This window comes from Maritalea mobilis, assembly GCF_019800885.1.
Taxonomy (GTDB): domain Bacteria; phylum Pseudomonadota; class Alphaproteobacteria; order Rhodobacterales; family Rhodobacteraceae; genus Roseibacterium; species Roseibacterium beibuensis.
The window spans coordinates 1,549,724-1,563,825 of sequence record NZ_JAHVKE010000001.1; the positions used below are offsets into that span (position 1 = coordinate 1,549,724).

Here is a 14,102-nt window from a genome sequence, read left to right on the forward strand (position 1 = left end):
AGACCCTGCGGCACAGGCCGCCGCGCGGGAAGGGGGGGCTGGCCCCCCTGCCCCATCCGCCCTATGCATCGCACCACGACCATAGGAGCGCCCCATGACCCAGATCATCGAATCCCTGTCCGAGATTTCAGACCGCTACGATGCGCTCTACTGCGATCTTTGGGGCTGTGTGCATAACGGGATCGAACCCTATGCAGAGGCGATCGAGGCCATGCGCGCCTTCAAGGCCAAGGGGGGAACGGTCCTTCTGCTGACGAATTCGCCGCGCCCGCGCTCAAGCGTCCAGAAACAGCTCGATCGCATGGGCTTGCCCGACGACACCTGGGACGTGATCGCCAGCTCGGGCGACAGCGCGCGGCTGGCCATGTGGCAGGGTGCGGTCGGCGAAAAGGTCTATTTCATCGGCGAAGATCACGACCAGAGTTTCTTCAAACCGATGGACCTGGCCGAAGACGCGGTCGATATCCAACGGGTGCCCCTGTCCGAGGCCGAGGGCATCGTCTGCACCGGCCCGTTCGACCCCCATGCCGACCCGTCGGTGATGCGGCCCGAATTCCTGCTCGCCAAGACAAGGGGGCTGAAGCTTCTCTGCGCCAACCCCGACATCGTCGTGGATCGCGGCGAGACGCGCGAATGGTGCGCCGGCGCACTGGCCCGGCTCTATACCGAGATGGGCGGCGAAAGCCTCTATTTCGGCAAGCCGCATCCGCCGATCTACGACCTTGCCCGCCGCCGCTTGCAGCAGATCGGCCGCCCCGTCCCGGACGAACGCATCCTTGCCATCGGCGACGGCATCCGCACCGACATCCAGGGCGGTATGGGCGAAGGGATCGACACGCTATTCGTCACCGGGGGCCTCGCCCGCGCGGAAACCGGCACCGAGCGTCAGCCAGACCCCGCCATACTGGAGGCCTACCTGGCCGAGGCCCAGCTTTCGACGACCTACGCCATCGGTATGTTCCGCTGAGCGAAGCGATCTTGCGCGCAACATAATTGCGGTTGCGGAGCGGTAATTTGGCATTTTCTTACTTTCCGCATTGCAGAATCCCGCTCGTTTGCCGTATGACAGCGCCATGACGGCGAAGGAGACGGTAGACATGCTGGACAACATGCCTCGCGGCACCATCGTGATCGAAGATCTCGAGATCGGGATGGTTCGCACCCTGACCAAGGTGGTCACGGACCGGGACATCGAGCTTTTTGCCGAGGTGTCGACCGACAGGAACCCTGTGCATCTCGATGATGATTACGCGCAGGACACCATCTTCGAAGGCCGCATCGCGCACGGCATGCTGACCGCTGGCCTGATCTCGGCCGTGATCGGGGAACAACTCCCCGGCCATGGCACGGTCTACCTCGGGCAGACCCTGAAATTCATGGCGCCCGTGCGTCCCGGCGACCTTGTGACCGCCGAGGTCGAAGTGCTGGAAATCGACTATTCCAAGCGCCGGGTGAAACTCGCCACCCATTGCCGTGTCGGCGAAACCGTCGTCGTCAAGGGGGAGGCCAACGTGCTCGCCCCGTCCGGCAAGTTCGACTGACGCCAAGCCCCCGCTTGCCCTCGGATCGCGTGGCCGCTAAGCCCGCCCCATGCGGATCGTGCGCGATTACCAATATGTCAGACCGGAAGAGCGCGGCGCCTCGGTGGCGATCGGCAATTTCGACGGTGTGCATCTGGGCCACCAGCATGTGATCGACCTTGCGCGGCGCGATGGCGCGCCCCTGGGTGTCGTGACCTTCGAGCCGCATCCGCGCGAGTTCTTCGCCCCCGATGCCCCCCCTTTCCGCCTGATGAACGCCGAGGCACGCGCCCACCGTCTTGCCAAGCTGGGCGTCGAGGTGCTGGCCGAGCTTCCCTTCGATACGAACCTCTCGGGCCTGACCGCCGAGGAGTTCGCCCGCGACGTGCTGGCGGGTGCGCTCGGGGTCAGCCATGTCGTGATCGGCGCCGATTTCTGCTTCGGCAAGGGCCGCACCGGCACCGCCGAGATGTTGCGCGACATGGGACGCGAGATGGGGTTCGACACCACCATCGCGCCCCTCTTGCATGGGGATCTCGGCGCCGTCTCCTCCACAGCGATTCGCGAGGCGCTGTCCGAGGGCCGCCCGAGGGATGCCGCCGGAATGCTGGGTCACTGGCACCGCATTGAAGGCCCGGTGCTGCATGGCGAAAAACGCGGCCGCCAACTGGGCTATCCCACGGCGAACATGGAGCTCGACGGGCTGCACGTGCCCAAACCCGGTGTCTATGCCGTGCTGGTCGACGTTCTGTCCGGCCCCCATCAGGGCAGCTACAAGGGCGTCGCCAATCTCGGCATCCGGCCCATGTTCGAACGCGCGATGCCCAACCTCGAAAGCTTCCTTTTCGATTTCTCCGGTGACCTCTACGAACAGCACCTGTCCGTCGGCCTGGTCGAGCACCTGCGCGACGAGGCGAAATTCGATAGTCTCGACGCGCTGATCGACCAGATGAACCGCGACAGCGAACGGGCCCGCGCCGCGCTGGAGCGTGCATGAGAGACCGGTTCTGGGATCGCGTGCCGATGGAGCGCATGACGCCCGAGGAGTGGGAGGCGCTCTGCGACGGCTGCGGAAAATGCTGCCTCAACAAGCTCGAGGACGAGGATACCGGCGAGGTCGCCCTGACCCGCGTCGCCTGCCGCCTGCTCGACGACCAGACCTGCCGCTGCGGCCAGTACGAGATCCGCAAGCAACTGGTGCCCGATTGCATCCAGCTGACCCCCGGCACCATGGCCGAGGTCGCCTATTTCATGCCCGAGACCTGCGCCTACCGCCTGCTGCACGAGGGCAAGCCGCTGGCATGGTGGCATCCGCTCATCTCGGGCGATCCGGGCACGGTCCACGAGGCGGGCATCTCGATGCGCGGCATCACGGTGCCCGAGTTCGAAGTGCCCGAAGAAGACTGGGAAGATTACATTATCGAGGAGCCGGGAACATGATGTTCGCATCCGACAACACCGGGCCAGCCCATCCGAACGTGATGGAGGCCGTGACGCGCGCCAACGAGGGCTACGCGATGCCCTATGGCAATGACGCGCTGAGCGGGCTGGCCGCCGATGCCATGCGCCGCCTCTTCGAAGCGCCCGACGCCGCGGTGCATCTGGTCGCCACCGGTACGGCGGCGAACTCGCTGGCACTCGGCGTCATGGCGAACCCGTGGGATGCCGTCTTCTGCCACCGCGTCGCCCATGTCGAAGAGGATGAATGCGGCGCGCCCGAGTTCTTCACCAACGGCGCCAAGCTGACCCTGATCGACGGTGCCGATGGCAAGATGACCCCCGAGGCGCTGGCCCGCGCCATCGAGCATACCGGCGACAAGGGCGTGCATGGCGTCCAGCGTGGCCCGGTCACCATCACCCAGATCACCGAGGTCGGCACCGCCTACAGCTTGGACGAGATCCGCGCCCTGACCGACGTCGCGAAATCCTTCGGCCTGAAAACCCATCTCGACGGTGCGCGTTTCGCCAATGCCTGCGCCGCGCTCGGCTGCACCCCGGCCGAGATGACGTGGAAGGCCGGCATCGACGCGGTCAGCTTCGGCGGCACCAAGAATGGCTGCCTCGGGGTCGAGGCCGTGGTGCTGTTCGATCCCGAACTGTCCTGGGAATTCCAGCTCCGCCGCAAGCGCGCCGCGCATCTGTGGTCCAAGCACCGCTACCTCGCCGCGCAAATGCTGGCCTATGTCACCAACGATCTCTGGCTCGACACGGCCAAGGCCGCCAATGCCCGCTGCGCCGAACTGGCCGCCGCCCTGCGCGCCATCCCCGAGGCGCGGCTGCTGCATGACCCCGCCGGCAACATGATCTTCGCCGAACTGCCGCGCGGGGCCCACAAGCGCGCGATGGAGGCCGGCGCCCAGTATTATCTCTTTCCCTTCCAATCCTCGCTGGAGGGTCCGGAAGACGAATTGATTCGCTGCCGCCTCGTCACCGACTGGTCCTGCAAGGCCGAGGACGTGGCCCGGGTCATCGACCTCTGGCGCGGCTGACGGGATCGCACCCTCACCCGATCTTTATCCCGGAAAATATGCAGGCGCGCGGCACGCGCGTCAGCGCGGAACGGGGCTCGATGCCCCGTGCCGCGCTCGCCCGGGCGACGGCAAAGCCGGCGCAACCCCTGGGGTCGTTCAGGACAGAAACGCCCGGATCTCTGCGGCGACCTCTGCCGGGTGAGTGATGGGCAGCATGTGCCCTGCCCCCTCGATCACCACGCGCCTCACATCGGGCAGATCCTCGGCCAAGGCCGCCTGGATATCCGCAATCACGCGCGGAGAGCGGCGCCCCTCCAGCAACAGGGCCGGGCACCGCACCCGGCCAAGACGCGGCAGCAGTCCCGCCCGGTCGCCGCTCAACGCGGCGTCGCTGGCCGGGATCACCCAGATGCGATCGGCCATGTAGCGTTGCTGTGCCTCAGGCATGGCGTCAAACGGCACTCCTCCGCCCCAGACCTTCAGAAACATCCGCGCCGCGCCCGCGTCATCGCCCGAGGCCATCAGCGCCGCCATCCCGGACAGGGCGCTGGAATGTTCTCTCTGGCCCGCACTGTCGCCGGCCGCTGCAAACAGCACCGGCTCGATCAGGGTAAGGGAGGCGACGCGGTCGGGCTGTTCGATCGCCAGCCGCAACGCCACCGTTGCCCCGAAACTGTGCCCGATCAGGTGGCACACCGCCTCCGGCAAGCATGCCTTCGCCTGCGCCGTCACCTGGTCATGGTAATCCTGCGCCGGGTCCCGCGTGGGCCCACGCCCATGGCCAACAAGGTCCGGCGCGGTCATGGACAGCCGATCCGCCAGGGCGCGCGCCACCCCGTCCCACGCCCCGGCATGGGCCAGCGAACAATGCAGCGCCAGCGCGGGCTCTCCCGTTCCCCAGTGCCGAATGCCGCTCACAGCTTGCCAGACAGAAACAGGTCCAGATCCTCGATGCGGTCCTGCCCCCAGAACTTCTCGGTCCCGTCCACGATGTAGAACGGCGCGCCGAACACGCCTGCGTTCACGGCATCTTCAAGATTACGCGTATACTGCTCGGCGCCTTGCAACATGGCCATGCCCGCCAGCCCCCGGTCGAACCCGGCCTCGTCGAGGCAATCGGCGATCACGTCATCCTCGGCGATGTCGCGCTTGTCGCGCCAGACCGCCCCGGTGAAGGCATGCACCAGCCGCCCAAGGTCTCCGCCACCCGCCTTCTCCGCCGCGATGAAGGCGTAGGATGACGGGGCTGCGTTCACCGCGCGCAAGGGCGGATCGAGGTCGATGGCAAGGCCGTGCTTGGCAGCCTGTCGGCGCAACTCCTGCGCGCGCAGTTCCAGGCGGGCGGGGTGCCGCTCTTTCGGGGCCACGCCACCGGTGCGGGCGAAGGCGGCGATCACGTCGAAGGGACGATAGGTGATCGTCGCCCCGTGGCGCGCAGCCACCTCCTCCATCCGTGTCCCGGCCAGGTAGGTGAAGGGTGAGATCGTCGAGAAATAGTAGTCGATATGGGCCATGTGCCGCGCGCTCCCGATTTGGCTTTGCGCGCAGCCTAGGCGGGTGCTAGGGGGTGTCAACCGATCGCAGGTCGCCTGTTGGGGGGCGGCGGCGTGCGTCCGGCCTCGAACACAAAGGGACAGACCAAGGGACCGCTGCCGCCATGCCTTCGACCGAACCCAAGCTCATTTCCGGAAACGCCAACCGGCCCCTGGCCGAAGCGATCGCGCGCCGCATGTCCATGCATCGCGGCATGCAGGTGGGCCTTGTCGACGCCCGCGTCGAACGCTTCAACGACCAGGAGATCTTCGTAGAGGTCTACGAGAACGTCCGTGGCGAAGACATGTTCATCATCCAGCCGACCTCGAAACCGGCGAATGACAACCTGATGGAACTCCTGATCATGGCCGATGCGCTGCGCCGCTCCTCGGCTGCGCGCGTCACAGCCGTGATCCCCTATTTCGGCTACGCCCGGCAGGATCGCCGCACCAAGGCGCGCACGCCCATTTCGGCCAAGCTGGTGTCGAACCTCATCACCCATGGCGGGGTCGAGCGGGTCCTGACGATGGACCTGCACGCCGCCCAGATCCAGGGTTTCTTCGACATCCCCGTCGACAACCTCTATGCCAGCCCGATTTTCGCGCTCGACATCCTGCACCAGATGGACGGCGACATGTCCGACGTGATGGTCATTTCGCCCGACGTCGGCGGCGTGAGCCGCGCGCGTGAACTGGCGACCCGGATCGGCGCGCCCCTCGCCATCGTGGACAAGCGCCGGGAAAAGGCCGGTGAAGTCGCGGGCATGACCGTGATCGGCGACGTGACCGATAAGAAATGCATCATCGTTGACGACATCTGCGACACCGCCGGCACGCTCTGCAAAGCCGCCGACGTGCTGATGGAAGCTGGCGCGACCGAGGTGCACGCCTATACCACGCATGGCGTTCTGTCGGGTCCGGCGGTCGATCGCATCTCGAAATCGGTGCTGAAATCCATGGTCATCACCGACACGATCGAAGCGCCCGAGCCGGTCAAGACCTGCGCGAATATCCGCATCGTGCCCACCGCGCCGATGCTGGCGCAGGCCATCGTGAACATCTGGTCGGGCACCAGCGTCTCGTCGCTGTTCGATACCGCCAGCCTTGTGCCGATTTACGAGGGTCTCTACCCGCGGGGCATGTGGGGGCGCTGAGCGCGCGGCTCTACCGCGTCACTCGACATCCCAGACCTCGTCATCGGAAAGCTCGCCGATGGCCAGCCAATCGGCGCGCACGCGTGCGATGCGGCTGTCGCCCCATGTGCGGAACACCAGATCGAACCCTTCGGGCGTGATGTTCTCGGCGCGCAGGTCGGCGCGCTGGTTCATCTGGCCTTCGGTGTCCCACATGCCCATCGCGACATGCACGACAGGCGGCGTTCTGAAAGTGTCGTCGAACCGGATGCCGATACGCGCCTCACGCGGGCCTTCGCCGGACCACATCGGCCCATCATGTTCGAAGTCGCTGAACATGATCTTTGAACCCTGTTCAAGGCCCACAAGATGGCTTTTGAGGCGTTTCATGACCGGTGCGACTCCTCCCCCATCGGCACAGAGAACACGATTCCGCGGACAGGATTTGGGCAAAACCTAGTGTTTTCGCGGGCCGGAACAAAGAAAAACCCCGCCCACGATGCGTGGACGGGGTCCTTCAAATCATGTCGCGCGATCACGCGTTGATGTGATCGCCCAAGGCCACCATGTCCGACAAAAGCTTGGCCGCGTCGTCGACGGGGCCGGGCTCGTTCTGGAAGGTGTCCTTCGCCTTTTCATGGGCCGCGCGGAACTCTTCCACGAGGCTTTCATGCGTTTCGCGATCCAGCTCACCCTTCGGCAGGGCGCGTTCGGCCAGCACCGTGACGGCCGTGCCCGAGATGTCGGCGAACCCGCCCAGCACGATGTATTCATCGGTGCCCGAAGCATGGGTCACGGACAGCACGCCGGGACGCAGCGTGGTGATGGTCGGTGCATGATCGGCCATCGCGGTCATGTCGCCGTCAGCGCCCGGGATGCGCACCTCGGAGGCCTCGACGGACGCAAGGCGCCGCTCCGGGCTGACGAGATCGAATTGCATCATCTCTGCCATGATGTCCTCCGTTCAGGACCCGTTGACGCGGGGACGCGGCAGGCGCCCCCGCACGGGGTTTGATCAGGCAGCCTCGGCGGCCAGTTTCTCGGCCTTCGCGATCACTTCGTCGATGCCGCCAACCATGTAGAAGGCCGCTTCGGGCAGGTGGTCGTATTCGCCGGCCACAACCGCCTTGAACGAGCGGATCGTGTCCTCGAGCGGGACCTGAACGCCGTCCGAACCGGTGAAGACCTTGGCCACGTCGAAGGGCTGCGAGAGGAAGCGCTGGATCTTCCGGGCGCGGGCCACGGTCAGCTTGTCCTCTTCCGACAGTTCGTCCATGCCGAGGATCGCGATGATGTCCTGCAGCGACTTGTAGCGCTGGAGGATCCCCTGCACGTCACGGGCGACCTGGTAGTGCTCTTCGCCGAGGATCTGCGGATCCATCAAGCGCGAGGAGCTGTCGAGCGGGTCCACGGCCGGGTAGATGCCCAGCTCCGAGATGGCGCGCGACAGAACGGTCGTGGCGTCGAGGTGGGCGAAGGTCGTGGCCGGGGCCGGGTCGGTCAGGTCGTCCGCGGGAACGTAGACGGCCTGGATCGACGTGATCGAGCCCTGCTTGGTCGAAGTGATGCGTTCCTGCATCTGGCCCATGTCGGTGGCCAGCGTCGGCTGGTAGCCCACGGCCGAGGGGATACGACCCAGAAGCGCCGACACCTCGGAGCCTGCCTGCGTGAAGCGGAAGATGTTGTCGACGAAGAACAGAACGTCGGTGCCCGACTGGTCGCGGAACTGCTCGGCCAGCGTCAGGCCGGTCAGGGCGACGCGGGCACGGGCCCCCGGAGGCTCGTTCATCTGGCCGTAAACCAGGGCCACCTGGCTCTCGGTCAGGTTGTCGGGCTTGATGACGTTGGATTCGATCATCTCGTGGTAGAGGTCGTTCCCCTCGCGGGTCCGTTCCCCCACCCCGGCGAACACCGAGTAGCCCGAGTGCACCTTGGCGATGTTGTTGATCAGTTCCATGATGAGAACCGTCTTGCCCACGCCGGCGCCGCCGAAGAGGCCGATCTTGCCGCCCTTGGCGTAGGGGGCCAGCAGGTCGACGACCTTGATGCCGGTCACGAGGATCTCGGACTCGGTCGACTGGTCGTTGAACTCGGGCGCGGGCTGGTGGATCGCGCGATGCTCGTCGGCCTCAACCGGGCCGCCTTCGTCCACGGGCTCACCCACGACGTTCAGGATGCGGCCGAGCGTGGCGTTGCCCACGGGCACGGTGATCGGTGCACCCGTGTCGCTGACTTCCTGACCGCGGACAAGGCCCTCGGTCGCGTCCATTGCGATGGTGCGCACGGTGTTCTCGCCGAGGTGCTGCGCAACCTCCAGAACCAGACGCTTGCCCCCGTTGTCGCATTCGAGCGCGTTGAGGATCTCGGGCAGGTGTCCGTCGAATTGCACGTCAACGACAGCGCCGATGACCTGCGTGATTTTCCCGGTTTTTGTAGCCATGTGTCGTATCTCCGGTGACTTAGAGCGCCTCGGCGCCCGAGATGATTTCGATCAGCTCGTTGGTGATGACGGCCTGACGCGACCGGTTGTACTGGATCGTCAGGTTCTCGATCATCTCGCCCGCGTTGCGCGTGGCGTTGTCCATCGCGCTCATCCGTGCGCCCTGTTCGGACGCGGCGTTTTCGAGCAGTGCGGTGAAGATCTGGGTTGCCACGCCGCGCGGCAGCAGGTCTTCGAGAACGGCCTCTTCCGAGGGTTCGTAATCGTAGAGCGTCCCCGTCTCCTCGGCGCCGTCCTCGGCATCGTCGAAGCTGGCGGGAATGACCTGCTGTTCGGTCGGGATCTGGCTGATCACCGACTGGAAGCGGTTGTAGTAGATCGTCGCGACGTCGAACTCGCCGGCGTCGAACCGGTCGAGCAGGTTCGCGGCGATCTCGGCGGCATTGGCATAGCCGATCCGCTTGACCTCGCTCAGATCGACATGGCCGACGAACAGGTCGGCATGGTCGCGCTTGAGCTGCTCACGGCCCTTCTTGCCGACGGTCAGGATCTTGATCGTCTTGCCGGCGGCCCGCAGGCTGTCGATGCGCTGGCGCGCCTTGCGCACGATGGTCGAGTTGAAACCACCGCACAGGCCACGCTCGGCCGTCATCACGACCAGCAGATGCACGTCATCCTTGCCCGTCCCCGACAGAAGGCGGGGCGCGCTTTCGGATGCGCCGACCGAGCGGGCGAGACCGCTCATGACGGTCTCCATCTTCTCGGCATAGGGGCGCGCCATCTCCGCCGCGTCCTGCGCCCGGCGCAGTTTCGCGGCGGCGACCATTTGCATCGCCTTGGTGATCTTGCGGGTCGATTTGACCGACTCGATCCGGTTCTTCAGGTCCTTAAGGCTCGGCATGTGCCTTTACCTCTCTCGATCGGTTCCGGATCAGGCGAAGTCGGCGGCGAATTCGTCGATCGCGGCCTTCAGCTTGTCGGCGGCATCGCCCTTGATCTTCGGATCCTCGTTCGTGATCCAGTCCAGCACGTCCTGCTTTTTCGACCGCATGAAGGTCAGCAGCGCTTTCTCGAAGCGGCCCACGTCCGAGACGGGCAGGTTGTCGAGATAGCCGTTGGTGCCGGCGAAGATCACGCAGACGATTTCGGCGTTGGTCAGCGGCGAATACTGCGCCTGCTTCATCAACTCGGTCAGGCGAGCGCCGCGGTTTAGCAAACGCTGGGTTGCGGCGTCGAGGTCCGAACCGAACTGTGCGAAGGCCGCCATCTCGCGATACTGGGCCAGAGACAGCTTCACCGGGCCGGCAACCGAGGACATCGCCTTGGTCTGGGCCGACGAACCCACGCGCGACACCGACAGACCGGTGTTCACGGCGGGGCGGATGCCCTGGTAGAACAGCTCGGTTTCCAGGAAGATCTGGCCGTCGGTGATCGAGATCACGTTGGTCGGAATAAAGGCCGACACGTCGCCGCCCTGGGTTTCGATGACGGGCAGCGCGGTCAGCGATCCGGCGCCGTTGTCTTCGTTCAGCTTGGCCGAACGCTCCAGCAGGCGGGAGTGCAGATAGAAAACGTCACCCGGGTAGGCTTCACGCCCCGGCGGACGACGCAGCAGCAGCGACATCTGGCGATAGGCCACGGCCTGCTTGGACAGGTCATCGTAGATGATGAGGGCGTGGCGGCCGTTGTCGCGGAAGTATTCGGCCATGGCCGTCGCGGCGTAGGGGGCCAGGAACTGCATCGGCGCAGGGTCCGACGCGGTGGCGGCCACGACGATGGAATAGGCCATCGCGCCGCTTTCCTCGAGCTTCTTCACCAGCTGCGCCACGGTCGAGCGCTTCTGGCCCACGGCGACATAGACGCAATAGAGCTTCTTGCTCTCGTCGTCGCCGGCGGCGTCGTTGTAGGATTTCTGGTTCAGGATCGTGTCCAGCGCCACGGCGGTCTTGCCGGTCTGACGGTCGCCGATGATCAGCTCGCGCTGGCCACGGCCGATCGGGATCATGGCGTCGATGGCCTTGAGGCCAGTCGCCATCGGCTCGTGCACCGATTTACGCGGGATGATGCCCGGCGCCTTCACGTCGGCGACGCGACGCTCGGACGCCTCGATCGGGCCCTTGCCGTCCAGCGGGTTGCCAAGGCCGTCGACAACACGGCCCAGCAGGCCGTCGCCGGCGGGCACGTCCACGATGGCGTTCGTGCGCTTGACGGTGTCGCCTTCCTTGATGTCGCGGTCCGAACCGAAGATCACGATACCGACGTTGTCGGCTTCGAGGTTCAGCGCCATCCCCATGATGCCGCCCGGGAACTCGACCATTTCACCGGCCTGAACGTTGTCGAGGCCGTAGACGCGGGCGATACCGTCGCCCACCGAGAGCACGCGCCCCACTTCGGCCACTTCGGCGTCCTGCCCGAAGCTCTTGATCTGGTCCTTGAGGATCGCAGAGATCTCGGCTGCTTGGATACTCATTTATCCGACCTCTTTCATGCTGTTCTGGAGGGTGTTGAGCTTCGAACGGATCGACGTGTCGATCATTTTCGAGCCCACCTTGACGACAAGACCGCCAATGAGGCTTTCATCGACGGTCGTATTCAGTTTCACATCGCGCCCGACGGTTGCCGACAGCGACTTCTGGAGCTTGTCCGACTGCGCCTTGGTCAGCGCCTTGGCCGACACCACGTCCGCGGTGATCTCGCCCTTGTGCTCGGCGATCTTCTCGCGCAGCGCGGCCAACAGCGCCGGCAGAACGAAGAGACGGCGCTTTTCGGCCATCAGCTTGAGCGTGTTGCCCGCGATGGGTCCGAGCGACATGGCCTCGACCAGTTTGGCGATGGCCGCCCCGGTTTCGTCGCGCCCATAGACGGGCGAGGCGATCAGGTCACGCAGATCGGCGCTTTCGGCCAGTGCCGCATCCAGCGCGTCCACATCGGCCTCGAGCTTGTCGAGGGATCCGCCTTCGTCGGCGAGTTCGAACATCGCGGTCGCATAGCGCGCGGCAATGCCGGTCGAGATCGAAGCTGGTTCGCTCACGTCCACCCTTTCACATGGTTGGCCCGGTCGGTGCAGGCAGCACCCCCAGGCGAGTTCGCGTGGCAGACGTGGCGGTCCGCCGTTTCCCCTTAAATCGCGGTGGATGTAGCAGAGCGTTCCTCATGCTGCAACAGCCACGCGGCACCGGCAGAAAAACGGAAATTTTAACCTTTTCATGGGGTTACGAAAGAACAGCCGCGATGCGACGGTTTGAAGCCTCAAAAAACTGCGCTTTGATCGCGCCCGGCTCCACGATTCTGAGCGAATTGTTAGCGCCAGCACCGGCAAGCGGACTGCATCGGCACGCTCCGAACACGCCGGAACAGGGAAACTTGTCCCCTCGGTCGAGAGGCGCATTGCCCAAAGAATGCCTTTTTCTCGGCAGAAACAATCCGTTTCCGGCTATGAAGTTGCCTTGATCGCAATGGAAACAATGCATTGGGCAACGAACAGGCAAAGACGACCCTACATGCTATCCTATCTTTCCGTCTTGGCGCTTTTGGGAACGGCCGGCTGGCTGTTCATGGGTGCGTTCGACACGTCGGACGAGACCTCGGATCATGGCCGCGACGGATACGACCCCGATGATCCCGACGCGCCGGAGCACGGCGGAGACCTGCTGTCGATGGCGTCCGTGCAGCAAGACATCGTGGATTTCATCGAAACCCATGGCGAAATCGGCGACGCCGTGGTCTCGCTCCAATTGCAGGACGACGAAACGGAGGACGAGGACTGGCCGCAGACCGAAACGGCAAACGGCTTCCGGATGTCCTTGCCGCCGGATGCGCAACTCGACCTGAATATCGAGGACGACGTCGCGGGCCAGGTCTTGCAGGTGGCCGCCAAGTACGACGCCGCAAGCGGGGCCGAGGACGGGCGCACCGACACCGTCTTCTCGCTGAACTTCTATCTTGCCCCGGGTGACCTCCCCGAAGATGGCGACGACTTCCGCGGGACCGAAGCCGACCTGATCGAGCGATACGGCCTGGAGAAGCTGGGCGAACTGGCCATGGGGCGGTTCACCACGGAACCCGCCGACGATGGCGACGGCCTGATCATGACGGAATACTCGCGCCAGACCGAAGAGCCCGAGATTCTCTGCAACCGCCCGATCACCTCCATCGAGGCCACTTTCGTCTGACGCGCGGGCTCAGGCCTTGCTGCGCCCGGTGGCAGCCGCGGGCTGCGGCGTGCCTTCCAGCACGCGCAACGGGCGGCGCACCCGCTCGGCCAGGCCGGGCCCCAGGGGCGCCGGGACGCGTTTCGACGCTTCCAGCAGGATCACACCCCCTGCCCTGTAGCTCGACAATTGGCTGCCCATGCGCTCCACCATATCCGCCGAGCGCAACCAGAACCGTTTGTCCGAGGGCGGCGCGAACAGGGCGGCGGCGTGGCGCTCGGGCACGAAATCGTGCCGTTTGAGTTGCGCCTCCAACTGGCCGAGGGAATAGGGACGACCGAAGCCGAAGGGCGTCGCGTCGCGCCGCGCCCACAACCCGCCCCGGTTCGGCACGATGAAAAGCGCCTTGCCGCCCGGTCCAAGGACGCGCGCCGCCTCGTCCAGCAGGGCCGAGGGATGTTCCGAGGTTTCCAGCCCGTGCAGACAGACGATCTTGTCGGCGCGCCCCGTCTCCAACGGCCAAAGGCTCTCTCGGCACAGGACCGAGACATTATCCATGCCGGCGGGCCACGGCATCACACCCTGCTCGGCCGGCATCAGGCCGATCACCCGGCGAGCATCGGCGAGGTAGGGCCGCAGCAGCGGCACCGCAAAGCCGAATCCCACCACGGTCTGCCCTTTTGCCTCGGGCCACAGCCCGAGCATCCGGTCGCGGATTGCCTTTTGTGCGGTCCGGCCCAATCTGGTCCGGTAATAGAACTGGCGCAGGTCCAGCACGTCCAGATGCATTGCACTCCCCATTGCTCTGCGCGAGGCTGTCGCTTCTTGTCGCCGTGCCGACCTTACCCACACGAT

16 protein-coding genes are annotated in these 14,102 nt (G+C 65.3%); 7 read left to right on the forward strand and 9 right to left on the reverse strand.

Translation table 11 applies throughout. The annotated features are described in order from the left end of the window. Positions 1-94 precede the first annotated feature (94 nt). From KUV65_RS07480 to KUV65_RS07500, 5 genes are all read left to right on the forward strand, one after another. On the forward strand, positions 95-967 hold the full coding sequence (locus KUV65_RS07480) for a TIGR01459 family HAD-type hydrolase (RefSeq protein ID WP_222189012.1): 873 nt from the start codon (positions 95-97) through the stop codon (positions 965-967). A 106-nt stretch (positions 968-1,073) separates the two neighbouring features. Further along, on the forward strand, positions 1,074-1,541 hold the full coding sequence (locus KUV65_RS07485) for a MaoC family dehydratase (protein WP_261331610.1): 468 nt from the start codon (positions 1,074-1,076) through the stop codon (positions 1,539-1,541). A gap of 49 nt (positions 1,542-1,590) precedes the next feature. Then, positions 1,591-2,517, forward strand: a complete 927-nt coding sequence (locus KUV65_RS07490) for a bifunctional riboflavin kinase/FAD synthetase (RefSeq protein ID WP_222189014.1) — start codon at positions 1,591-1,593, stop codon at positions 2,515-2,517. After that, on the forward strand, positions 2,514-2,960 hold the full coding sequence (locus KUV65_RS07495; RefSeq protein WP_222189016.1) for a YcgN family cysteine cluster protein: 447 nt from the start codon (positions 2,514-2,516) through the stop codon (positions 2,958-2,960). Before KUV65_RS07490 ends, KUV65_RS07495 begins: the two co-directional genes overlap by 4 nt. Next, positions 2,957-4,009 carry a threonine aldolase family protein gene (locus KUV65_RS07500; RefSeq protein WP_222189018.1) on the forward strand — a complete coding sequence of 351 codons (1,053 nt, stop codon included), beginning with the start codon at positions 2,957-2,959 and terminating at the stop codon, positions 4,007-4,009. The genes KUV65_RS07495 and KUV65_RS07500 overlap by 4 nt, the downstream gene beginning before the upstream one ends. Before the next feature lie 138 nt (positions 4,010-4,147). Here the strand turns inward: KUV65_RS07500 and KUV65_RS07505 are convergent, their stop codons facing one another. Further along, positions 4,148-4,909, reverse strand: coding sequence for an alpha/beta fold hydrolase (locus KUV65_RS07505; protein ID WP_222189020.1), 762 nt, complete (start codon positions 4,907-4,909; stop codon positions 4,148-4,150). Beyond that, the gene (locus tag KUV65_RS07510; protein WP_222189022.1) at positions 4,906-5,505 is read right to left on the reverse strand and encodes a 2-hydroxychromene-2-carboxylate isomerase; all 600 of its coding nucleotides are present in this window, start codon (positions 5,503-5,505) and stop codon (positions 4,906-4,908) included. Before KUV65_RS07510 ends, KUV65_RS07505 begins: the two co-directional genes overlap by 4 nt. A gap of 143 nt (positions 5,506-5,648) precedes the next feature. On the opposite strand from KUV65_RS07510, the gene KUV65_RS07515 reads away from it, so the two are divergent. Then, entirely contained in the window at positions 5,649-6,677 is a 1,029-nt protein-coding gene (locus KUV65_RS07515) for a ribose-phosphate pyrophosphokinase (RefSeq protein WP_222189023.1), read from the forward strand. An 18-nt stretch (positions 6,678-6,695) separates the two neighbouring features. Here KUV65_RS07515 and KUV65_RS07520 read toward each other — a convergent pair whose 3' ends face one another. From KUV65_RS07520 to KUV65_RS07545, 6 genes are all read right to left on the reverse strand, one after another. Beyond that, positions 6,696-7,046: an H-type lectin domain-containing protein gene (locus tag KUV65_RS07520; protein ID WP_222189025.1), complete on the reverse strand. Its 351-nt coding sequence runs from the start codon at positions 7,044-7,046 to the stop codon at positions 6,696-6,698. Between the two features lie 145 nt (positions 7,047-7,191). Beyond that, the gene (locus KUV65_RS07525) at positions 7,192-7,608 is read right to left on the reverse strand and encodes a F0F1 ATP synthase subunit epsilon (protein WP_222189027.1); all 417 of its coding nucleotides are present in this window, start codon (positions 7,606-7,608) and stop codon (positions 7,192-7,194) included. Between the two features lie 63 nt (positions 7,609-7,671). Next, entirely contained in the window at positions 7,672-9,096 is a 1,425-nt protein-coding gene (atpD, locus tag KUV65_RS07530) for a F0F1 ATP synthase subunit beta (protein ID WP_222189029.1), read from the reverse strand. 19 nt (positions 9,097-9,115) lie between these two features. Further along, positions 9,116-9,997, reverse strand: coding sequence for a F0F1 ATP synthase subunit gamma (locus KUV65_RS07535; protein ID WP_222189031.1), 882 nt, complete (start codon positions 9,995-9,997; stop codon positions 9,116-9,118). Positions 9,998-10,027: 30 nt separating this feature from the next. Then, positions 10,028-11,566, reverse strand: a complete 1,539-nt coding sequence (atpA, locus tag KUV65_RS07540; protein WP_222189033.1) for a F0F1 ATP synthase subunit alpha — start codon at positions 11,564-11,566, stop codon at positions 10,028-10,030. Then, positions 11,567-12,127: a F0F1 ATP synthase subunit delta gene (locus KUV65_RS07545; protein ID WP_259547068.1), complete on the reverse strand. Its 561-nt coding sequence runs from the start codon at positions 12,125-12,127 to the stop codon at positions 11,567-11,569. Between the two features lie 469 nt (positions 12,128-12,596). Between KUV65_RS07545 and KUV65_RS07550 the strand changes: the two genes are divergently transcribed. Then, the gene (locus tag KUV65_RS07550) at positions 12,597-13,268 is read left to right on the forward strand and encodes a hypothetical protein (RefSeq protein WP_222189037.1); all 672 of its coding nucleotides are present in this window, start codon (positions 12,597-12,599) and stop codon (positions 13,266-13,268) included. Positions 13,269-13,277: 9 nt separating this feature from the next. On the opposite strand, the gene KUV65_RS07555 is transcribed toward KUV65_RS07550, so the two are convergent. Beyond that, entirely contained in the window at positions 13,278-14,036 is a 759-nt protein-coding gene (locus KUV65_RS07555) for a class I SAM-dependent methyltransferase (protein ID WP_222189039.1), read from the reverse strand. Between the last annotated feature and the right edge of the window lie 66 nt (positions 14,037-14,102).